22 protein-coding genes are annotated in these 20,363 nt (G+C 72.8%); 10 read left to right on the top strand and 12 right to left on the bottom strand.

All coding sequences use genetic code 11. The annotated features are described in order from the left end of the window. Nucleotides 1–302: 302 nt before the first annotated feature. The gene (locus ACZ592_RS28730) at nt 303–776 is read left to right on the top strand and encodes a hypothetical protein (RefSeq protein WP_471584554.1); all 474 of its coding nucleotides are present in this window, start codon (nt 303–305) and stop codon (nt 774–776) included. A gap of 172 nt (nt 777–948) precedes the next feature. Then, the gene (locus tag ACZ592_RS28725) at nt 949–1,887 is read left to right on the top strand and encodes an aminoglycoside phosphotransferase family protein (protein ID WP_471584553.1); all 939 of its coding nucleotides are present in this window, start codon (nt 949–951) and stop codon (nt 1,885–1,887) included. A 39-nt stretch (nt 1,888–1,926) separates the two neighbouring features. On the opposite strand, the gene ACZ592_RS28720 is transcribed toward ACZ592_RS28725, so the two are convergent. From ACZ592_RS28720 to ACZ592_RS28710, 3 genes are read right to left on the bottom strand one after another with little or no spacing between them, the layout of a single operon-like run. Next, nucleotides 1,927–2,694 carry an SAM-dependent methyltransferase gene (locus tag ACZ592_RS28720; RefSeq protein WP_471584552.1) on the bottom strand — a complete coding sequence of 256 codons (768 nt, stop codon included), beginning with the start codon at nt 2,692–2,694 and terminating at the stop codon, nt 1,927–1,929. A 19-nt stretch (nt 2,695–2,713) separates the two neighbouring features. Continuing rightward, nucleotides 2,714–3,076: a MazG-like family protein gene (locus tag ACZ592_RS28715; protein WP_471584551.1), complete on the bottom strand. Its 363-nt coding sequence runs from the start codon at nt 3,074–3,076 to the stop codon at nt 2,714–2,716. A 43-nt stretch (nt 3,077–3,119) separates the two neighbouring features. Further along, complete coding sequence (locus ACZ592_RS28710) at nt 3,120–3,674, bottom strand: DoxX family membrane protein (protein WP_471584550.1); 555 nt, start codon at nt 3,672–3,674, stop codon at nt 3,120–3,122. A 157-nt stretch (nt 3,675–3,831) separates the two neighbouring features. Between ACZ592_RS28710 and ACZ592_RS28705 the strand changes: the two genes are divergently transcribed. Then, nucleotides 3,832–4,155, top strand: coding sequence for a nuclear transport factor 2 family protein (locus tag ACZ592_RS28705; RefSeq protein ID WP_471584549.1), 324 nt, complete (start codon nt 3,832–3,834; stop codon nt 4,153–4,155). Nucleotides 4,156–4,159: 4 nt separating this feature from the next. On the opposite strand, the gene ACZ592_RS28700 is transcribed toward ACZ592_RS28705, so the two are convergent. From ACZ592_RS28700 to ACZ592_RS28690, 3 genes are all read right to left on the bottom strand, one after another. Next, nucleotides 4,160–5,164 (bottom strand): PhzF family phenazine biosynthesis protein, encoded by a 1,005-nt coding sequence (locus ACZ592_RS28700; RefSeq protein ID WP_471584548.1) that lies wholly within the window; start codon nt 5,162–5,164, stop codon nt 4,160–4,162. 100 nt (nt 5,165–5,264) lie between these two features. Continuing rightward, a complete protein-coding gene (locus tag ACZ592_RS28695; RefSeq protein ID WP_471584547.1) occupies nt 5,265–5,735 on the bottom strand; it encodes a lamin tail domain-containing protein in 471 nt (156 codons plus the stop codon). Nucleotides 5,736–5,896: 161 nt separating this feature from the next. Further along, nucleotides 5,897–6,715: an SDR family oxidoreductase gene (locus tag ACZ592_RS28690; protein ID WP_471584546.1), complete on the bottom strand. Its 819-nt coding sequence runs from the start codon at nt 6,713–6,715 to the stop codon at nt 5,897–5,899. Between the two features lie 133 nt (nt 6,716–6,848). Between ACZ592_RS28690 and ACZ592_RS28685 the strand changes: the two genes are divergently transcribed. The 3 genes from ACZ592_RS28685 (at nt 6,849) to ACZ592_RS28675 (ending at nt 11,010) form a co-directional block, all read left to right on the top strand. Then, nucleotides 6,849–8,480 (top strand): alkaline phosphatase D family protein, encoded by a 1,632-nt coding sequence (locus tag ACZ592_RS28685; RefSeq protein WP_471584545.1) that lies wholly within the window; start codon nt 6,849–6,851, stop codon nt 8,478–8,480. A gap of 113 nt (nt 8,481–8,593) precedes the next feature. Continuing rightward, on the top strand, nt 8,594–9,880 hold the full coding sequence (locus ACZ592_RS28680; protein ID WP_471584544.1) for a multidrug effflux MFS transporter: 1,287 nt from the start codon (nt 8,594–8,596) through the stop codon (nt 9,878–9,880). Next, complete coding sequence (locus ACZ592_RS28675; protein WP_471584543.1) at nt 9,838–11,010, top strand: serine hydrolase domain-containing protein; 1,173 nt, start codon at nt 9,838–9,840, stop codon at nt 11,008–11,010. Before ACZ592_RS28680 ends, ACZ592_RS28675 begins: the two co-directional genes overlap by 43 nt. 40 nt (nt 11,011–11,050) lie before the next feature. On the opposite strand, the gene ACZ592_RS28670 is transcribed toward ACZ592_RS28675, so the two are convergent. Beyond that, nucleotides 11,051–11,590: a GNAT family N-acetyltransferase gene (locus ACZ592_RS28670; protein ID WP_471584542.1), complete on the bottom strand. Its 540-nt coding sequence runs from the start codon at nt 11,588–11,590 to the stop codon at nt 11,051–11,053. A gap of 65 nt (nt 11,591–11,655) precedes the next feature. Between ACZ592_RS28670 and ACZ592_RS28665 the strand changes: the two genes are divergently transcribed. Then, nucleotides 11,656–12,672: a small ribosomal subunit Rsm22 family protein gene (locus tag ACZ592_RS28665; RefSeq protein WP_471584541.1), complete on the top strand. Its 1,017-nt coding sequence runs from the start codon at nt 11,656–11,658 to the stop codon at nt 12,670–12,672. Between the two features lie 4 nt (nt 12,673–12,676). Here ACZ592_RS28665 and ACZ592_RS28660 read toward each other — a convergent pair whose 3' ends face one another. After that, on the bottom strand, nt 12,677–13,162 hold the full coding sequence (locus ACZ592_RS28660) for a hypothetical protein (protein WP_471584540.1): 486 nt from the start codon (nt 13,160–13,162) through the stop codon (nt 12,677–12,679). A 187-nt stretch (nt 13,163–13,349) separates the two neighbouring features. On the opposite strand from ACZ592_RS28660, the gene ACZ592_RS28655 reads away from it, so the two are divergent. After that, nucleotides 13,350–15,380, top strand: a complete 2,031-nt coding sequence (locus tag ACZ592_RS28655) for a glycoside hydrolase (protein WP_471584539.1) — start codon at nt 13,350–13,352, stop codon at nt 15,378–15,380. A 3-nt stretch (nt 15,381–15,383) separates the two neighbouring features. On the opposite strand, the gene ddaH is transcribed toward ACZ592_RS28655, so the two are convergent. Next, on the bottom strand, nt 15,384–16,217 hold the full coding sequence (gene ddaH, locus ACZ592_RS28650) for a dimethylargininase (protein WP_471584538.1): 834 nt from the start codon (nt 16,215–16,217) through the stop codon (nt 15,384–15,386). 208 nt (nt 16,218–16,425) lie between these two features. Between ddaH and ACZ592_RS28645 the strand changes: the two genes are divergently transcribed. After that, entirely contained in the window at nt 16,426–17,058 is a 633-nt protein-coding gene (locus ACZ592_RS28645) for a TetR/AcrR family transcriptional regulator (protein WP_471584537.1), read from the top strand. On the opposite strand, the gene ACZ592_RS28640 is transcribed toward ACZ592_RS28645, so the two are convergent. After that, nucleotides 17,045–17,995 (bottom strand): glycerophosphodiester phosphodiesterase, encoded by a 951-nt coding sequence (locus ACZ592_RS28640; RefSeq protein ID WP_471584536.1) that lies wholly within the window; start codon nt 17,993–17,995, stop codon nt 17,045–17,047. The genes ACZ592_RS28645 and ACZ592_RS28640 overlap by 14 nt on opposite strands. 168 nt (nt 17,996–18,163) lie before the next feature. Here ACZ592_RS28640 and ACZ592_RS28635 point away from each other — a divergent pair, with 168 nt between their 5' ends. Continuing rightward, nucleotides 18,164–18,889, top strand: a complete 726-nt coding sequence (locus tag ACZ592_RS28635) for a bifunctional DNA primase/polymerase (RefSeq protein WP_471584535.1) — start codon at nt 18,164–18,166, stop codon at nt 18,887–18,889. A 27-nt stretch (nt 18,890–18,916) separates the two neighbouring features. On the opposite strand, the gene ACZ592_RS28630 is transcribed toward ACZ592_RS28635, so the two are convergent. Then, nucleotides 18,917–19,903 carry an SCO2278 family lipoprotein gene (locus tag ACZ592_RS28630; RefSeq protein WP_471584534.1) on the bottom strand — a complete coding sequence of 329 codons (987 nt, stop codon included), beginning with the start codon at nt 19,901–19,903 and terminating at the stop codon, nt 18,917–18,919. 70 nt (nt 19,904–19,973) lie between these two features. Further along, the gene (locus tag ACZ592_RS28625; RefSeq protein ID WP_471584533.1) at nt 19,974–20,312 is read right to left on the bottom strand and encodes a hypothetical protein; all 339 of its coding nucleotides are present in this window, start codon (nt 20,310–20,312) and stop codon (nt 19,974–19,976) included. Between the last annotated feature and the right edge of the window lie 51 nt (nt 20,313–20,363).

Raw genomic sequence — 20,363 nt, 5'->3', positions numbered from 1 at the left:
GGGGGCGCCGGGTGCGGGGGCGAGGAGTGTCGGGGCGGGTGGCTGTGCGGCCGAAATTGGTTGGTACATGTCAAGAATCATGAATCCCGGCCTTGTCACCCCAAGCCCCCTGTGCCTCAATGGGCAGCGATCCAGGCTGCTGACTACCCGTCAGAATCCGTCGGGACGCGGTCTGCGGAACGTGGTTCGGCGGAAGACGTTCCACGGAACGCGGTCCACGGAACGCGGTCCACGGAACGCGGTCGGCGGCCCGGCACTCGCATCCCCCCTCGCTCCCCCCACCTCATGAAGGCAGGTCCTCCATGCGACATGGCAGATTCGGCAGAGGAATCGGCGCGGCCCTGGGCGCCGGCGCGCTCGCCGTCGGAGCACTCGCGATGGCACCCGCGGCCGGCGCCGTGGAGCCGCAGAGCGCCACCCTCTCCTTCGACTGCGGATCGTACGGTTCCGGGACGGCGACACTCACCGCCTCCCAGGACGGCACCAGCGCGACCATCGAGGTGTCGACGTCGGCGATCACGGCCCCGATCGACATCGGCGCGGGCTCCGTCGACTCGACCCTCACCCTCACCAGGAACGGCTCCGGGACCACCGACTTCACCGGCAACTCCAACCCGGCCATACCGGCCGGCGGAGCCGTCTCCACCGGACCCCTCACCGGCACCGTCGCCGCGGGCGACAGCCTGGAGGGCAAGTCCCTGACGATCGTGGTCCTCGGCCTCACGGTCACCTGCAACGGCACGTCGGCGCAGGCACCGGGACCGTTCGTGTTCTGACCAGGACCTGACGCGCGCGGGGCCGGACGCGGCCCCGGCGCGGAAGGCGGGCGGCGCCTCCGGAGCGCGGGGGCGCCGCCCTTCCCGCGCCCGGGCCGCGTCCGGCCCCGATCGTCCACCGTCACCGAAACCCGCTCGCGGCCCCGCCCCGCCCGCGGCTACCGTGCCGATCATGCTGCCCGAGGTGACCACGGACGAGGAGTGGGACCGCGTCGTCCCCGACGAGGGGATCGTGCGGCCCGCCGCCGCGGACCTGTGCGCCCGGCTGGGGCTCGCCGGCGCGCCGCTGACCCGCTTCCCCGAAGGTTCCCAGCCGGTCTACGCCGTGGGGGACGCCCACGTCCTGAAGCTCTTCCCCGGCTCGGCCGCCCGGGACGGCATCACCGAGGCGCGCGTGCTGCGCCACGTCGAGGGCCGCCTCCCCCTGCCCACGCCCCGGCTGCACGAGGAGGGAACGTACGAGACCGGCTGGCGCTACCTCCTGATGTCCCGCCTGCCCGGCGAGGACCTCGCCGTCGCCTGGCCGCGCATCCCGCGCGCCGGCCGGGAGCGGATCGTCGCCGACGCCGCCGAGGCGCTCGCCGCGCTCCACGCACTCGACCCGGAACCGCTCACCGACGTCCTCGGCCCCGGTGACTGGGACGCGTTCGTCGACGGGCAGCGGGCCGGAGCGGTCGCACGGCAGCGGGCGCGCGGGCTGCCGGAGAGCTGGCTCGAGCAGATCCCCGGCTTCCTCGACTCCGTCGAACTGCCGGTCGCCGAAGCGCGCGCAGAGCGGCAACGCGCCCTGCTGCACACCGAGTTCATGCGTCAGCATCTGACCGTCTCCCCGGACGGCGGCCAGCGGCTCACCGGACTCCTCGACTTCGAGCCCGCCATGATCGGCGACCCGGCGTACGACTTCGTGGCCGTCGGTCTCTTCGTCACGCGCGCAGAGCCGGGCCTGCTCGCCCGCTTCATGAAGGCGTACGGGCGGGCGTACGATCCGCGCCAACTCCTCGCGTACACCCTGCTCCACGTGTACAGCAACCTGCCCTGGTACCTGCGGGAACTGCCCGCCCCGCCCGAGCCCACGCTCGACGCGCTCGCCGAGGCGTGGTTCGGGCAGTAGCGGTGGGGCGGGGCGGTGGTCCGTGCGCCCCCGACCGCCTCAGCCCACGGGCACCAACGTCAGATACGCGATGCCGAGCACCCCGCGGTAGCCGCGCAGCCACGACGAACGCTGGGCGTCGACACGCGCGCGGGTCTCGGCCGCCAGCGGGTGGTCCGGGTGCGCGGCGAGCCACTCCTCGACGTCGGAGCGGTAACCGGACTCGAACTCCTCCCACTCCTCCGCGCTCGCCGTCTCCACCCACAGCGGGCGGAACCCCGCCCCGACCGCCGCGTCCACCAGATCGCCCAGCGACAGATGGTCACCGGCGTCGGCGTCCGGCCACATGGCGGCGAGCTCCTCCTCGGTGGGCGTGCGCTGCCAGAAGCCCTCGCCGAGCACGACGCGCCCGCCCGGGTTGACCAGGCGGCGCAGCTCCCGCAGCGCCTCCCCGGCCGCGACGGCCGGCGGGGCGGAGCTGAGGGCCTGGCTCGCGCCCAGGCAGAGCACCAGGTCGGCGGGCCCGCGCGCGGTGTCCGTCGCCGACTCCTCGGCGAAGACGACCCGGCCGCCGAGCCCGCGTTCGACCGCACCCGCGCGGCCGCGGTCCAGGTCCTCGGCGTTGAGGTCGACGCCGATGCCGGTGGCCCGCGGGGCGGCCGCCAGGACGCGGAGCATCAACTCGCCCCAGCCGCAGCCCAGATCGAGCACCGTGCGCGGATCAGCGGCCGTCAGCCGCTCGACGAGTCGCCGGGCGCGGTCCTCGGAGAGGGGGTTGTGGAAGGCGAGGCGGGTGAGACGCGGAGGGTGATCGTTGTCAGTGGTCATGTGCGGGGAGGCTAGACCGTCACGCGGTGGGCGGGACAGAGATTTTGGAGCGCTCGGCGACGCGGCGCAGATGCGCGGTCAGGACGTCCCGGGCGTCCGGGGTGAGCGTGCGCAGGGCGACCATCGCCGTGACGATGACGTCGCAGAGCTCGCCCTGCACGTCCTGCCAGGTGTGCGTGGTCCCCTTGCGCGGATTCTGGCCGGTGGCGCCGATGACCGCCTGCGCGACCTCGCCGACCTCCTCCGACAGCTTCAGCATCCTTAGGAGCAAGGCCTCTTGAGGAGCCTTCTCGTTGTGGGAATCGAGCCATTCATACAGGTGGTCGACGGTGTCCCACGGGTCTGTGCGGGCTTGCGGCGGGCCCTGCTGATCGTCGTCCATGCCCCGCAGCCTGTCACGGCGACGGAGCGGCCTGCCACGGCGGCTACGCGGCCGACGAGGAGCCCTCGCCCGCCTCCTGTGCCGCGCGCAGGTTCTTGTTCCTGGCCCCGAGCGTCACGAGCACCCCGACCGCCGTCCCCGCGAGCGCGGCGGGCACCATCCAGCCGCGGTTGAGGGAGTGGCCGAGCGCGTGGTCGGCGGAGTACCGGCCGGGGCCCGTGACGGCGAGCGCCGCGGCGGTCATGCCGAGGAACGCCGGGTACTCGTAGCCGCCACCCTGGCTGAAGAAGCCGTTCGGGGTGTGCAGGGCCGCGGCGCCGGCCATCGCGCCCGCCGCCGCCGAGCCCGCCGCGGGCGTCGCGAGGCCGAGCGCGAGGAGCAGTCCGCCGCCCGCCTCCGCGAGCCCCGCGACGACGGCGTTCAGCCGGCCGGGCGCGAACCCGACGGACTCCATGAAGGCGCCGGTGCCCCCGACGCCCCCGCCGCCGAACCAGCCGAACAGCTTCTGGGTGCCGTGTGCGGCGAGCACGCCGCCGGTGCCCGCGCGGAGCAGCAGCAGCCCGAGGTCACGTCGGTCCAGGCAGGTGCAGGTGGTCATGGGGAACTCCCGGTTCTGGCCCTCGGCGGGCGGCGGTGGCGTCCGCCTCCACCGTCCACCGGACCCGCGCGGGGCACCCGGCCCGCGGGGCCGTCCGGGTGACCCGTGCGGTGCGGCAGCGGTGGCGCGGCGGGCCGCCCGGTGTGACCGTGGGCCCATGAGCATTCAGGTAAACCGGCTCGGTGACCCCACGGTCCGGGCCTTCGTCACCGCGGTGAACGCCCACGACAAGCCCGCCTTCGACGCCCTGCTCGCGCCCGGCGCGACCATGTCGGACGACGGCTCCGACCGGGACATCGCGGACTGGACGGACCGCGAGGTCTTCTCCTCCCACGGCCACATGGACGTCGAGTCGGAATCGGACGGCGGCCGGACGCTGCTCGTCTCGTACCGGAACGACACGTGGGGCGAGATGCGGACGAAGTGGCGGTTCACCGTCGACGGCGCCAAGGTCTCCCGCTTCGAGACGGGCCAGGCCTGACCTCTCAGGCCCGACCGTCCACAGTGCCCCCGGACACGTCCGGCAGCCGCACCGCCGCTCCGCTCACCCGTACCCGCGCGTCCCCGTCCCGCAGCGTCACCGTCAGCACGCCGGGCCGCCCCATGTCCTCGCCCTGGTGCAGGGTGAGGACGGACTCGGCGGGAACCAGGGCGAGTTCGCGGGCGTACGCGCCGAAGGCCGCCGCTGCCGCGCCCGTCGCCGCGTCCTCCACGACCCCGCCCACCGGGAACGGGTCGCGGACGTGGAAGACGGACTCCGAGGCCCGCCACACCAGTTGGACGGTGGTGAGGTCCAGGCGGCGCATCAGCGTGGCCAGGCGCGTGAAGTCGTACGCGAGGTCGGCGAGGCGCGCCCGGGTCGCGGCGGCCAGCACGAGGTGCCGGGCGCCCGCGAACGCGATGCGCGGCGGCAGCAGCGGGTCCAGTTCCTTCGCGTCCCAGTCGAGCGCGGCCAGCGCCTCGGTCACGTCGTCCGCCGCGACCGCCTCGACGCGCGGGGCGACGCTGGTGAGCGTCGCGCGGAGCGTGCCGCCTTCGGGGTCGGCGGCGACGGTGACGGGCACGGTGCCCGCCGGGGTGGCGAACACGTAGTCGCCGGGCCCGTCGGCGCCCGCCGCCCCGCCCCGCTCGGCGAGCGCCACCGCCGCGGCCACGGTGGCGTGCCCGCAGAAGGGCACCTCGGCCTCGGGGCTGAAGTAGCGGACGGTATAGGCCCGTTGGCGCTCTCTGGAGCCTGCGAAGTCTCTGGAGTCTCCGGAGCCGCCGGAATCACCGACTCCTCCGGAGCCGTCGGCGTCCTTGGTGAGGAACGCCGTCTCGCTGTATCCGAGCCGTGCCGCGATCGCGAGCATCGCCGTGTCGTCGAGTCCGGTCGCGTCCGGCACGACCCCGGCGGGGTTGCCGCCGCCCGGGTCGGTCGTGAAGGCGGTGTAGCGCAGGACCTCGGGGGCGGGGGCCGCGCCGGGGGAGGAGTCGGTGTTCGTCGTCATGTCGCAGGGCAACCGTTCCGCGGCGCGCGTCATTCCCGCGGCCCCCACCGCGGGAACGTCACCGCGGAGCGGTCGCCCTGCCCCTTCCCCCTGATGGTGGTCAGTGGCAGCTCTTGTGACCGGAGTCGCTCCGCGTCCAGGAACAGGAGTCCTGCTGCGAGCCGCTGGGCTTGATGAGCCGGGCCTTGTCGCTCGTGTTGTTCCACACGTAGCTGCCGCGTCCCCAGTAGCGCACGCCGGAGGCGTTGCTGCCCTTGCCGGTGCGGACCTTGACGGTCTTGCCCGCGCCGATCTTGTAGCTGCCGAAGGTGTACGTGTAGCCGGTGTCGTCCTTGAGCTTGTAGCCCTTGAGCTGGATCGCGGAGCGGGTGTTGTTGTGGATGTTCACCCACTCCGCGTTCAGCGAGGAGTTCGAGCGGGTGTCCCGGCCCGGGCTGTCGTACTGGATGTAGCCGAGGTGCAGACCGCCCTGGTGGCGTGCGGTCGCCGCCGTCGCCGGGGACGCGGCGAGCAGGGACACCGACAGTGCGGTGGCGGCGAGGACGGCGGGGGCGGCGGTGCGTATGCGCAAGACGTGCTCCAAGTGTGAAGTTCTCGTGGAGAGAAGCCGAGCATAAAGGGAGCGCGCACCCCGATTGATGCGGTAACCCTTATTCCACTTGTGGAGATCTTGGCGGCGGGGACGCGCCGCCCCGCCGCCCTCTCGTCCGGCCCCGCCGCTCCCGCCGTGTGTCAGCCCCGCCCGACGTAGGGCATGTTGGTCGCGAGGACCGTCGCGAACTGGACGTTCGCCTCCAGCGGCAGCTCCGCCATGTGCCGCACCGTGCGGGCCACGTCCGCCACGTCCATCACCGGCTCGCTCGCCAACTGGCCGTTCGCCTGGAGGATCCCGGACTGCATGCGCTCGGTCATGTCGGTCGCCGCGTTGCCGATGTCGATCTGCCCGACGGCGATCCGGAACGGCCTGCCGTCCAGGGAGAGCGACTTCGTCAGGCCGGTCAGGGCGTGCTTCGTCGTGGTGTACGCGACCGAGTTCGGGCGCGGCGCGTGCGCCGAGACGGACCCGTTGTTGATGATCCGCCCGCCCTGCGGGTCCTGCTCCTTCATCTGCCGGAAGGCGGCCTGCGCGCACAGGAACGCGCCGTTCAGGTTGGTGTCGACGACGTGGCGCCAGGCGTCGTAGGGGAGCTCCTCGACCGGGACGCCGCCGGGGCCGAACGTGCCGGCGTTGTTGAAGAGCAGGTCCAGGCGCCCGAAGTGCTCGCCCACGCGCGAGAAGAGCGCGGTCACGTCCTCGGGCCGCGACACGTCCGTGCGTACGCAGAGGGTGGCGCCGTCCTGCACCCCGTGCCCGGCGGCGGCCAGGGCGGCCGTCTCCTCCAGCGTCTCCACGCGGCGGCCCGCCAGCGCCACCGACCAGCCCGACGCGAGCAGTTCGAGGGCGACGGAGCGGCCGATGCCGGATCCGGCGCCGGTCACCACGGCGGTCCGACGGGCGGTCCGAGGGGCGGTCTCCGGGGCGTTCGTTGCGGCAGTTCGCTCAGCGTTCATGGCCCCGCAGCGTACGGGAGGGGCGTCCACGCGGAGCTCATCCGCCCGCCATGTGGCTGTTGTGTACGCGACAGGCTGACGTCGTCCCCCGGCACTTGCATGCCCGTGACACCAATCGTCAGGGGAGGGCCACATGACATCCGCAGGCCAGCACGCACCCGAGATCCGCGCCGCCGCCCGTCACCTGGGGCGCCGCCGGTTCCTCACCGTCACCGGCGCCGCCGCCGCGCTCGCCTTCGCCACCAACCTGCCCACCGCGGGCGTCGCGGGCGCCGCCGAGCTCGACGCCCGCCGCATCAAGGACAACCCCTTCACGCTCGGCGTGGCCTCCGGCGACCCGCTGCCCTCCTCGGTCCTCCTGTGGACCCGCCTGGCGCCCGCCCCCTACGAGCCCGGCGGCGGCCTGCCCCAGGAGCGCGTCACCGTGCACTGGGAGCTCGCCCACGACGCCCGCTTCCGGCGCGTCGCCAGACGGGGCACGGTCACCGCGCACCCCGAGTTCAGCCACACCGTGCACGTCGAGGCGGCCCACCTCGACGCGGGCCGCACCTACTACTTCCGCTTCAGGACCGGCACGTGGGTGAGCGAGACGGGCCGCACCCGCACCGCGCCCGCCGCGGGCAGCCGCCCCGGCGCCCTCACCCTCGCCGCCGTCTCCTGCCAGGCGTACCACGACGGTTACTTCACCGCGTACAAGCACCTGGCGCAGGACGACGTCGACGTCGTCTTCCACCTCGGCGACTACCTCTACGAGTACGCCGTCAACGCGGTCGGCGGCGCCCGCAACTACACCGACCGCACGCTGCCCGCCCACTTCAACAAGGAGACCAAGAACCTGGAGGACTACCGCCTGCGGTACGCCCTCTACAAGTCCGACCCCGACCTGCGCGCCGCCCACGCGGCCCACCCCTTCGTCGTCACCTGGGACGACCACGAGACCGAGAACAACTACGCCGACGACACCTCCGAGAACGACGACCCGCCCGCCGAGTTCCTGCTCCGCCGCGCCGCCGCCTACCGCGCGTACTGGGAGAACCAGCCGCTGCGCCGCCCGCAGCTGCCCGAAGGGCCCGACGCGCAGCTCTACCGGCGCCTGACCTGGGGCCGCCTCGCCCAGTTCGACATCCTCGACACCCGGCAGTACCGCTCCGACCAGGCCTACGGCGACACCTCCCACGTGCCGGGACCCGAGTCGGACGACCCGGCGCGCACCATCACCGGCGCCACCCAGGAGCGCTGGCTCATCGACGGCTGGCGGCGCTCGCGCGCCCAGTGGAACGTCGTCCCGCAGCAGGTCACCTTCTCCGAGCGCAGGCTGGACCTGAACGAGCGGGCGAAGCTCTCCATGGACGCCTGGGACGGCTACCGCGCCTCCCGCAAGCGGGTCCTGGCCGGCGCGAAGGCCGCGGACCTGGAGAACCTCATGGTCCTCACCGGTGACGTGCACGTCGGCTACGCCTTCGACATCAAGGCCGACTTCGACGACCCGTCGTCCAGGACCGTCGGCACGGAGATCGTCGCCACGTCCATCGCGAGCGGCAAGGACGGCGCGGACAAGCCGGCCAACTGGGACACCTACACCAGGGCCAACCCGCACCTGAAGTTCTACAACGGCCGCCGCGGCTACGTCACCGTCGGCCTCGGCCGCGAGTCCGCGAGGGCCGACTTCAAGACGGTTTCCGCGGTCACGACGCCCGGCGCCCCGATCAGGACGGCGGCGTCCTTCGTGACGGAGGCGGGCGACCCGGGGCTGAAGCCGGCGTAGCCCGCGCGCCCCGCGCCGCCGCCCGGCCGCGCGGGAGCAGCGGAAACCGGTCTGTACCACCCGCCCGCAGCTGCGACCATGGAGGGGCACACGCAGCTACCGGGAGGGGTGCGATGCCTGAGCTCGGGCAGGCCACGGAAGACCATCCGATAACGAAGGCGGCGGAGCCACAGGGCCCCGCCGCCCTCCGTCGTACCGGAGCCCTGGTCACCCTCGTGCTCGGCGGCCTCACCGCCGTCCCCGCCCTGTCCATGGACATGTACCTGCCGGCCCTGCCGGAGGTCACCGACGCCCTGCACTCCCCGGCCGCGACCGTCCAGCTGACCCTGACCGCCTGCCTCATGGGCATGGCGCTCGGCCAGCTCGTCGTCGGCCCGATGAGCGACAAGTGGGGCCGCCGCCGCCCCCTCCTCATCGGCCTGCTCGTCTACATCGTCGCCACCGCGACCTGCGCCTTCGCGCCCACCGCCGAGCTCCTCATCGGCTTCCGCCTCCTCCAGGGGCTCGCGGGCGCCGCCGGTATCGTCATCGCCCGCGCCATCGTCCGCGACCTGTACGACGGCGTGGAGATGGCCCGCTTCTTCTCCACCCTGATGCTGATCTCCGGCGTCGCCCCCGTCGCCGCACCCCTCATCGGCGGCCAGGTCCTGCGCTTCACCGACTGGCGCGGCATCTTCGTCGTCCTCACGGTCGTCGGCACCGCCCTGACCCTGCTGGTCTGGCGGCGCCTGCCCGAGACCCTCGCCCCCGAGAAGCGGCACGGCGGCGGCACCGTCGAGGCGCTGCGCACCATGCGCTCGCTCCTCGCCGACCGCGCCTTCGCCGGCTACATGATCGCGGGAGGCTTCGCGTTCGCCGCGCTCTTCGCGTACATCTCCGCGTCGCCCTTCGTGATCCAGGAGATCTACGGTGCCTCCCCGCAGACCTTCAGCCTCCTCTTCGGCGTCAACTCCGTCGGACTGATCGCCGCGGGCCAGATCAACGGCAAGATCCTGGTCGGCCGCACCAGCCTCAACAAGGTCCTCGCCGTCGGCCTCGCGATGATCACGACCGCCGCGACGGCGCTGCTCCTCATGACGACCGGCGTCTTCGGCGACGTCGGCCTCTTCCCCGTCGCCGCCGGGCTCTTCGTCCTGATGTCGTCGATGGGCCTCACCCTGCCCAACACCCAGTCCCTCGCGCTGCTGCGCACCCCGCACGCCGCCGGCTCCGCATCCGCGCTGCTCGGCACCTCCTCCTTCCTCATCGGCGCCGTCGCCTCCCCGCTCGTCGGCATCGCGGGCGAGGACACGGCCGTTCCGATGGCCGTCGTCCAACTGGTCTGCGCGCTGGCGGCCATCGCCTGCTTCGTGGGACTGTGCCGCCCCTGGCAGCACAAGCCGACGGAGGCGGACCACTGAGCGCACCGAGACTCCTGCGCCCCGGCACGCCGGACCGCGCGGGCCTGGACCCCGACGAGATCGGCGGCCTCGTCAGCGAGGTGCGCGACCTGCCCCGCGGGCCGCGCCCCTGGTGCGCGGGCGCCGTGCTGGTCGTGGGCCGGGGACCGGTGATCGCGGCCGAGGAGGCCACGGGCTGGGCGGTGCGCTACGCCTCGTACGACCCGGTCGCCGAGGCGGGCGTAGAGCTGCCCCGCGAGTGGCGTGTGCCGATGCGCACGACCACCCCCTTCGACCTGGCCTCGCTCACCAAGCTCTTCACCACGGTGGCCGCCGTGCAGCAGCTGGAGCGCGGCACCCTCGGCATCGACGCGCTCGTCGGGGCGTACGTCCCCGAGTTCACGGCCGCCGCCGAGCACGGCATCACGGTCCGCCAGCTGCTCACCCACACCTCGGGACTGCGCCCCGAACTCCCGCTGTACGACAGCCCGGACGATGCCGCCCGCCTCGCGGCCCTGCGCGCGGAGGCCCCGCTCACCGAACCCGGCACGTACGTCTACTCCGACCTGAACATGCTGCTGCTCCAGCACGTCCTGGAGCGCCTCACCCGCCGCCCCCTCGACGCCCTCATCCGCGAGGGCATCACCCGGCCGCTCGGGATGAGCGCCACCGGCTTCGGGCCGCGCCCCGACGCCGCCGCCACGGAGGACCAGCGCAGGCCCTGGGCGAAGGCCGACCGGGGGATGCTGCGCGGCACGGTCCACGACGAGAACGCCTGGGCGCTGGGCGGCGTCGCCGGGCACGCGGGCCTCTTCTCCACAGCCCGCGACCTCGCGGTGTTCTGCCGCACCCTGCTGTGCGGCGGCTCGTACGGCAGGGCCCGGATACTCGGTCCCGACTTCGTCGAGCTGATGCTGGCGGAGCCCGGCCTCGGCTTCGGCATCGACCAGGCGTGGTTCATGGGCGAGCTCGCGGGCCGGGGCGCGGCCGGGCACACCGGCTTCACCGGCACGTCCCTGGTCATCGACCCGGCGACGGACACGTTCCTGGTGCTCCTCGCGAACACCGTGCACCCCCGGCGCGGGCCCGCCGACAGCGGACCGCGCGCGGCGGCGGGCACACGGCTCGCCCGCGCGGCGCGCGGGCGGTAGCCGGACCGGCAGTCGGGGCAGCCGACCGGTACGGCGGGCGCTACAGCGCCCGGTGGAAGCAGACCCGGTGCTGCCCCGGCCCGTCGTAGTCGCTGTGCACGGGCAGCCCGTCGACCTCGCGGTCGCCCGGTTCGAGCGCGAAGCCCATCGCCCGGTGGAAGGCGACGGACCGGGTGTTGCGCGGCGAGGTGATCGCCCGCACCTCCGTGCGGCCCGCGGCGGCGGCCCGCCGGAAGAACTCCGTGTACAGGCCCCGGCCCACGCCCTGCCCGCGCAGATCGGGGGAGACGCCGACGAAGTGGATGTACGCGACGCGGGCCGCGGCGCCGGCCGCATCAGCGGCCCCGTCGCCCCCGGCGGCCTCATCAGGGGAGTGCAGCCCGACGAGGAACGCCTCGATGCCGCCGTCCCGCTCCACGACCAGGCTCGTGTGCGCGAAGAACTGCAGGAACAGCTTCGGCAGCAGCATCGACAGCTCACGGGACTGCTCGGGCGAGTGCGTGTCGCCCCACCAGCTCCGCACGCGCTCGACGATCGCGGAATGGTCGGCCACCCGGGCCCGCCGCGCCTCTGTACTCATCACGCTTCCTCCCGCAGGGTTCACCTTCGGCTCCCGGGTCCCTCCTACCCCCGTAGAATCACGGGGTGAACGCCCCGATTTCCCCGGCAACCCCAGCCTCCCCGGCCGAGACCCTGCGCACCGCCCTCGCCGGGCTCCTTGACGGCCTCCCGCCCCGGCAGGCGACCCAGGCCGTCGACCGGCTGATCGCCAACTACCGGGGCCGTACCCCGACCGACGCCCCGATCCTGCGCGACCGCGCGGACGTCGTCGCGTACGCCGCCTACCGGATGCCCGCGACCTTCGAGGCGGTGCGCGCCGCCCTGGACGCCCTCGCGGACGCGGCGCCCGGGGGCTGGGCGCCCGGCAGCCACGTGGACGTGGGCGGCGGGACCGGCGCGGCGACCTGGGCGGTCGCGGCGACCTGGGCGGGGGAGCGGCCCGTGACGGTCCTGGACTGGGCCGAGCCGGCGCTGGCGCTGGGGCGCGAACTGGCGGACGCATCACCTCAGTTGAGCAGTGCACGGTGGCAGCGCTCTCGTATCGGAGCATCGCTCGCCATCGAGAGCACTGATCTCGTCACGGTGTCGTACGTTCTCGGGGAGCTGACCGGGGACGACCGGCGCTCCGTCGTCGACGCGGCGGCGGAGGCGGCGTCCCAGGCCGTCGTCATCATCGAGCCGGGCACCCCCGACGGCTACACGCGCGTCCTGGAGGCACGCGAGCGGCTGATCGCGGCGGGCTTCCGGATCGCCGCGCCCTGCCCGCACAGCTCGGCCTGCCCCATCGAGCCCGGCAAGGACTGGTGCCACTTCTCCGCGCGGGTCAGCAGGTCGTCCCTGCACCGCCAGGTCAAGGGCGGCTCACTGGCGTACGAGGACGAGAAGTTCAGCTATGTCGCGGCGGTCCGCTTCGCGCCGGACCCCGCGCCCTCCCGGGTGGTGCGCCGCCCGCAGATCCGCAAGGGCCAGGTCCTCCTCGACCTGTGCGGGGCCGAGGAGGAGCTGCGCAGGGAGACCGTGACCAAGCGCCACGGCCCCCTCTACCGCGCCGCGCGCGACGCGGACTGGGGCGACGCGTGGCCGCCCCGGCCCCGGCCCTAGCCCGTCAGGCGCCCCAGGTGCCCTGGTTGACGGCGCAGTTCCAGCCGGTCCCGCGCACGGAGAACTTCACCTTGTACGAACGGGTGTTGAGCAGGTGCGTGCGGATCTTGACGCCGAGCTTCGCCTTGCCGGCGAAGCTCTTGTCGTAGACCGAGACGGTCTTCGTCGTCCTGCGGGTGACCTTGCCGCCCGTGGGGGTGGCCTTGCCGAAGCGGACGTTCTTGACGTTGGTCACCGTGAAGGTGACCTTCTTGAAGCTCTTCGTGCTCTTGTTCTTGATGCCGAAGTACAGTCCGCCGTTGGTCACCCAGCCGTTCCGGTCGATGTGGAACCGGGACGTGTAGATGATGTCGATCGGGCAGTTGGCGACGGCCCGCGGCGAGGCCTTCGGTGCCGTCGGACCGGTGGCCGCGGACGCGGACCCGGCGAGGCCGAGCTGAGCCGCGGTGAGCGCCCCCGCGGTGGCCAGAACTGCGGCGGACGTGCGCATGCGATTCACAGCGCTGATACCTCTTCCCCCTGGGCCCCCGTGGACCCAACTTTTTGGTTGTCGTGACGTGTTCGCACAAGACGGTCGGTGTACCTGTGCGCCCGTATTGTTAGCACGTCCTCGGCCAGGTGGCTGAACTGCCCCTCTTCTTAAGAGGTTCTTAGACCCGGCGACTATCCACATCTTCATGCCATCCAAGATCAGTTCTCCCGGCCACGCCCGCAGGCGGTCGGAGACCCGTTTCCTCGCCCTGTCCGTCGCGCTGGCCGTCACCGCCGCGGGCACCACCGCCTACGCGTTCACCGCCGGAGCCGAGCAGCCGCACGGCCGGCAGGTCGAACTCGCCGTCGACGGCGGCACCGCCCTCGTCGACACCGCCTCGCTCGCCGTCCGCGCCCACACCCGCGACGGCCGCGACCTCACCCTCTCCGCCGCCTCGGGCACCGACCTCGGCAAGCCGGGCCCCGTGACCCGCACCGGCTCGGGCCGGGCCCGCTGGAGCTACCCCGAGCGCGGCATCGACGTCACCGCACGCACCGACCACGGACGCCTCTCCGTCCGCCTGAAGGCGCACCGCGACACCTCCGTCAGCTGGCCCGTCACCGGCACCGACGCCACCGCCTCCGCCCTCCAACTCCCGCGCGGCGAGGGCCTGGACATCCCCGTCGCGGACGCGTTCTGGACCAAGGGCGAGGGAGAGCTCGCCGGCAGCAGCGTCGACATGAGCGAGGGCCTGACGCTGCCGCTGTGGGGCTACTCCCTCGGGCAGCAAACCGGCGTCAGCTACCTCACCCCCGACGACATCGGCACGACCCTCGGCTTCACCGCGCCGAAGGGCCGGCTGCGCGCCACCGCCGAGCACGCCTTCGACGCGGGTGACGGCACCCGCAGCTACACGGTCGCGTTCTCCCTGACCGACGGCAACGCGGTCGCGCCCGCCGCCGACTACCGCTCCTACCTCGCCGAACGCGGCCGGCTCGGCAGCCTGCGGCGGAAGATCGCGAAGAACCCCGCCACCGGAAAGCTCCTCGGCGCCTTCCACGCCTACACCTGGGGCACGGCCCGCACGGCGGCCGGCGTCGGGCGACTGCGCGAGCTCGGCGTCGACCGGATGTGGCTCGGCTACGACGCGGGCCCCGGCCCCATGGACAAGGCGGCCGTGAGCGCCGCGAAGAAGGCCGGATACCTGGTCGGCCCCTACGACTCCTTCGCCAACGGCCAGGACCCCGAGAGCGCCGACAGCCCCACCTCCGCCTGGCCCGGCACCGTCTACCCCGACTTCTGCGTCCGGGACGCCGAGGGCGAGCCCGAGACCGGCTTCGGGGGCCGCGGCTGCTACCTCAGCTCGCAGGCCTTCGAACGGGCCGAGCCGGAAAAGCACCACCTCGCCGACCGCACCCGTTCCATGGTGGCCAACGGCGCCGACAGCTACTTCCTCGACGTGGACGCCACCGGCGAACTCTTCCGCGACCACGGCAAGGGCCACCGCATGACCAAGGCCGGGGACCGGCAGAACCGCCTGGCGCGGATGAAGCGCATCGAGGCGTACGGAAAGGACGGCCTCGTGCTCGGCTCCGAGACCGCCCAGGCCTGGGCGAACCAGGTGCTCGCCTTCGACCACGGCGGGGGCACCCCGGTCGCCGACGGCCTGTGGGCGCTCCAGAAGGACCGCGAGAAGTGGGGCGGCTACTACCCGGAGGGCGCCCCCGGCATCTTCTTCAAGCCGGTCGACCTGCCCGCCGGCCTCGCCAAGGCGATGTACGACCCCCGCTACCGGGTCCCGCTCTACGAGAGCGCGCTGCACGGCTCGCTCGTCAACACCGAGCGCTGGGAGCTCGCGTACGAGAAGCTGCCGCGCCAGAAGCGGGACCGCGCGCTGCTCGCGATGCTCTACAACACGCCCCTCAACTACGTTCTCGACGGCCCCTCGCTCACGGCGCACGGCGCCGAACTGGCCGTCCTCCAGAAGTACTTCTCACCTCTGCACAAGGCCGCGGGCGCCGAGCGCCTCACCTCGTTCCGGCGGCTGACCGCCGACCGCACGGTCCAGCGCACGGTGTTCGGCGGGGGCGAGCTGACCGTGACGGCCAACTTCGGCACCAAGGCGTACGAGGGCCTGCCGGGCGGCTGCGTCGACGCCCGCCTCAAGGGCGACGACGCGCCGCGCCGGCTCTGCCCGGCCCGGGCCGGACAGAGCGGGCAGCGGCAGGCGGGCTAGGCCCTAGGCCCGCAGCTCCTGCGTGCAGCACTTCACACTGCCGCCGCCCTTGAGCAGTTCGCTCAGGTCCATCGGGACGGGTTCGTAGCCGCGGGCGCGCAGCGGCTCGAAGAGCCCGACCGCGGCCTGCGGGAGCAGTACGTGGAGCCCGTCGGAGACGGCGTTGAGCCCGAGCGCCACGGCGTCGGGCTCCTCGGCGATCAGCGCGTCCGGGAAGAGCCGCCGCAGCACCGCCCGGCTGCCCGGCGAGAAGGCGGGCGGGTAGTACATGACGTCGTCCGCCGCGTCGTCCAGGACGGCGAGTGCGGTGTCCAGGTGGTAGTAGCGGGGGTCGATCAGATCGAGCCCGATCACCGGGCGGCCGAGGAACTCCTGCGCCTCGCCGTGCGAGAGCGGGCTGGCGCGGAAGCCGCGCCCGGCCAGGACGTAGGCGGAGGTGACGGCGAAGTCGCCCTCGCCCTCGTTGATGTGGGTGGGCTCGTGGATCTCGGCGAAGCCGTGGTCGCGGAACCACTCCAGGTGGGCCGCGGCCTCCTCCTCGCGCTCGCGGTAGGCGAAGCGGGCGCCGAGTACGCGGCCCGCGACGACGGTCGCGCCGTTCGCCGCGTAGACCATGTCGGGCAGGCCGGGCCGGGGGGTGAGCTCCTCGACGGTGTGGCCGAGCGAGCGGTACCGGTCGCGCAGGTCCTCCCACTGGGCGACGGCGAGGGGGACGTCGACCGGTTTGGCGGGGTCCATCCAGGGGTTGATGGAGTAGGTGACCTTGAAGTGTGCCGGTGGGCACATCAGATAGCGCCGGGGTGTGGCGCGCCGAGGAGAGCGAGGACTACGGGACAAAGAAGGCTCCTCACGTACCGCAGGGTCATTGCCGCCCTTGGTGGGGCAGTTGAAGCCCATAGTGCGGTGTCGTGGAGCCTTCGCGCTGTGAACCGAACGGGTGGTTACAGAGATGGTCATGATGTCGCCCGCGCACACGGCCCACCGCGAGACGGGGCGTCTTTTTGAGACGGTACGTCTCGGTTCGGTCGCTGCTACATTCGACGGCATGGCCCAGAAGACCGCCCCTGACTCCACGCGCCGCAGCGAACGTTCGCGCCGCGCGATCTACGACGCCGCCCTCGCCCTCGTCGGCGAGGTCGGTTACGCCAAGCTGACGATCGAGGCCATCGCGGCCCGCGCGGGCGTCGGCAAGCAGACGATCTACCGCTGGTGGTCGTCCAAGGGGGCCGTCCTGCTCGACGCCTTCCTCGACCTCGCCGAGCAGGCCTCGCAGGCCGCGAGCGAGAACGCGGGCAAGGAGGGGGCCGAGACCGGGATCCCGGACTCCGGGGACCTGGAGGCCGACCTCAAGTACGTGATGCGGGCCACCGTCGACGAGTTCAACGACCCCAAGTACGACGCCCCCTACCGCGCGCTGGCCGCCGAGGGGCTGCTCAACCCCGAGCTGGGCGCCGAGTTCGTCGAGAAGCTCCTCGAGCCCCAGCTCCAGCTCTTCGTGAAGCGGGTGGAGCAGGCCAGGGAGGCGGGTCACGTCGTGCCCGACATCGACCCCCGCATCGCCCTCGAACTGTGGGCGAGCCCGCTCGCCCAGCGCTGGCTGATGCGGTCGGGCCCCCTCACCCACGCCTACGCCGACACGGTCGTCGAGTACGCGCTCTACGGCATCACGCCGCGTTAGCCGGCGTCCTGCGCGGCGCCACCGCCGTGGCCCGCGGGGTCGCCCGGGTGGGTGGAGCCGCCCGGGTGAGCGGGGGTGCCGCGACCGGCGGGACCGCCTGGATCGGCTTGTACTTCTTGATCGGGGTGCGGGAGAGCAGGCCGGGAGCGTCCGTGATCACGCCGTTGCAGCCCAGCCACAGCACCCGGTCGCGCTGCTTCGGCGTGGTCACCGTGTGCGCCCACACCCGAGGGACGCCGGAGTTCACCGCGCGCAGCAGGTCACCGTCGTACGCCTTGTAGTCCACGTCCAGGACGTCCACGAACGGCGCCCAGGTCTCGGGCCGGTCCGTGCGCATCTGCGTCTTGGAGCGCCACAGCTGCGCCAGCAGGCCCAGCTGGTGGGCGCGGTGGGCGACCGCGGGGCTGTTGGTGTTCACGAAGACCGAACGGGTCAGGCCCCGGCCGCGGATCAGGTGGGCCAGCGGCTTGAGGCTCCGCGGGTCCTTGGCCTCCAGCATCAGCATGATCCGCCCGCCGAACCGGTCCAGGACCTCCGCGACCGTCGGCGGCCGCTCCGGGCGCCAGTTGCCGGGCAGGGTGGTCCCCGGGCGCAGCCGGACGCCCAGCCACTCCCACCGGGTCAGGCTGCTCACCGGGCCCGACGCGTACGTGGTGCGGTCCAGGGTGTCGTCGTGCATGACCACCAGGGTCCCGTCGCGCAGTATCCGCGTATCGAAGTCGATGACCTGGGCGGTGCCCCGTTCGAAGGCCGCGAGCAGGCCCGACATGCTGTTCTCCGGTACCTCCAGGGCTCCGCCGCGGTGTGCGGTGTAGACGACGCGGGGGAGCGCGTCCACGGTCAGCGGACCACCGCCCCATTCGATCGGTGCGAGGAAGCCGTTCGGTGCCGTGAGGGTCAGCGCCGTGAGGCCCGTCAGCACAGTCCTAATGACCATGGCGCCCACGGTAGGCAGGTAAATCCGTTCTTCGCCCGGAATGACGCGCTATGTCGTCGGCAGTCGGCGTCACCCGCCCACCCCGGATGTGGGCTCCGGCCCCCCCGAGGCGCAGGATGGTGGGACCATGGGTCATGCTTTCGGCACAACGGCGAGGTGAGGGGCTAGATGGGCGCGGAGTTCGGCAGCCGGTCCGGCAAGCAGGGCAGGATTTCCCAGTGGTTCCGCCGGCGTCCCAAGGACACCGCCGGGGATGACCTGGTCCGCGAGGACCTGCTGCTCGCCGCCGCGGCGGCCGGGCTGCCGCTCGCCCCGGCCGCGTATCCGTCGGGGTACCGATGTTCGTGCGACCGCATCGGCTGCCCCACCCCCGCCCGGCACCCCGTCTCCTTCGCCTGGCAGACGCAGTCCACGACCGACCGCGGCCAGATCGAGCGGTGGGCCCGCCACCAGCCGCAGGCGAACTTCATCACCGCGACCGGCATGGTCAACGACGTCCTCGACGTGCCGCTGAGCGCGGGGCGCGAGGCCCTGGAGCGCCTGCTCGCCGCCGGCATCGAGGTGGGGCCCGTCGCCGAGTCGGGCGACGACCGGATGCTCTTCTTCACCGCGACCCGCGGCACCCCCGAGGACGAGGACGAGTGGTGGCCGTGCGAGCTGGACTGCCACCCCGAGACGATGGACGAGCACCCGGGGCTCCGCTGGCACTGCCGGGGTTCCTACGTCCTGGTGCCGCCCGCCCGCCTGCCCGGTGACCTGGACGTGCGCTGGGTCCGCGGGCCCGAGCACCCGCTGCCCGACCCGCTGACGCTCCTGGAGACGCTCACCGACGAGTGCGCCAGGGTCGCGGGCGAGCCGCAGCACGATGTCGCCGCCTGGCCGTCGGGAGGCTGAGCCCCACCGCGAGGGCGGGCGCGGCTGCTACTCGCCCTTGGCGCCCGTGAGTCCCTGGATGCGGCCCAGGAACGCGACCTTGTCGCCGCCCGGCTTCTTCGGGTCGACGACCACCTGGTTGGAGACGCGGTCCAGCATCAGGGACTGCCGCACCTCGCCCTTGAGCAGGGCCTTCGCGTCCGGGTCGACCTTCGGGCTCAGGCCCTTGAACGCGGTCTGCTTCTCGTAGTGGTGCGTGGAGAAGAACACCAGCGCCCCGCCGTCCGCGGTGCGCAGCCCCACGGGTGCGAAGGCGCCGCCGTTCTGCGGCTCGTCGATGTACTGCACGGCCAGGCCGGCCCGCTTGGAGTTCCGGTCGCGGAACGCCTTCCAGCGGGTCGTGTGGTCGCCGGGTGCGAAGGCGTCGCCGCCCGACTTCAGGAACGACGTGTACTCCTTGCCGAGGTCGGAGGGGGCCAGGGCGAGATCCTTCGCGCCCGCCGCCACCGGCTCCGCCCAGCCGTCCTTGTCCTTCTTCAGCTCGGGCATCTTCCGCGGCGACACCAGGTTCAGGTACGTCGCCCGCCACAGCTGGTCGGGGCCCGTCTTGGTGAAGACCCACAGCCAGCGCAGGTCGGAGCGGCGGGAGCCCTTGGAGTCGGCGAGGAACCAGCGCGGCCAGCCGGCCTTCTTCGGGATCGAGTACGTCACGTCCGTCAGCTTCAGCGGCGTCGCGTTGGGGTTGCCGCCCGGGTTCTGGACCTTCCGCGACTTCAGGCCCGCCTGGTTGATGGCGCCCAGCGGGCCGGTGATGCGGGCCGCGTCCAGGGTCGGATCGTAGGCCCTGTCCGCCTTGTTGTACGCGGTGAGGAAGTCCTTGAGCGCCTTGGCCGCCTCGGACTTGGTGGCCGAGGGCACGATCTCGCGCTCGCCGTGCACGGTCACGCATCCGCCCGCCGACAGCGCGAGAGCGGTGACCGCGGCCGATGCCATGACGGGCCGGCGAAGACCCCGGACCCTGCGAACGTTGCTCATCGGAATTCCTTCACCTACCCCTTCCCGGGCCCGAACCTTATCGGGCCCGGCAAGGGGTGCGCCGTGCGGGTCAGATCTCCTGGAGGAGCATCGAGTCGACCCAGCCGCGCTTGCTGGTGCCCGGCAGGTCGCCGTAGTACCACTGGGTGCCGCGCTTGACCGTGTAGCAACGGACGTACACCTGGTCCATCCACTGCAGCGTCTTGCGCTTGCTGTAGCTCTGGCCGGGGCCCGAGTGCGCGGTGGCGCCGACGTTGATGACCATCATGTTGTGGTTCTTGACGTTCTTGGTGCAGGCACTGCCGCCGACCGCCGACGCGGAGGGGGCCGTGATGAGCGAGGCGCCGAGCGCCACGGCGGTCGCCGCGGTCAGCGTGGCAAGGCTCTTCCCGAAACGGGAGTTACGCATGGGGGGATCCTCAGATGTCGAACAACTGGTGAACGACGATCATAGGCACGC

The organism is Streptomyces sp. NPDC040622, from assembly GCF_055593965.1.
Note: the sequence above shows the minus strand (reverse complement) of the source record. Positions and strands in the feature narration are given on the sequence as shown.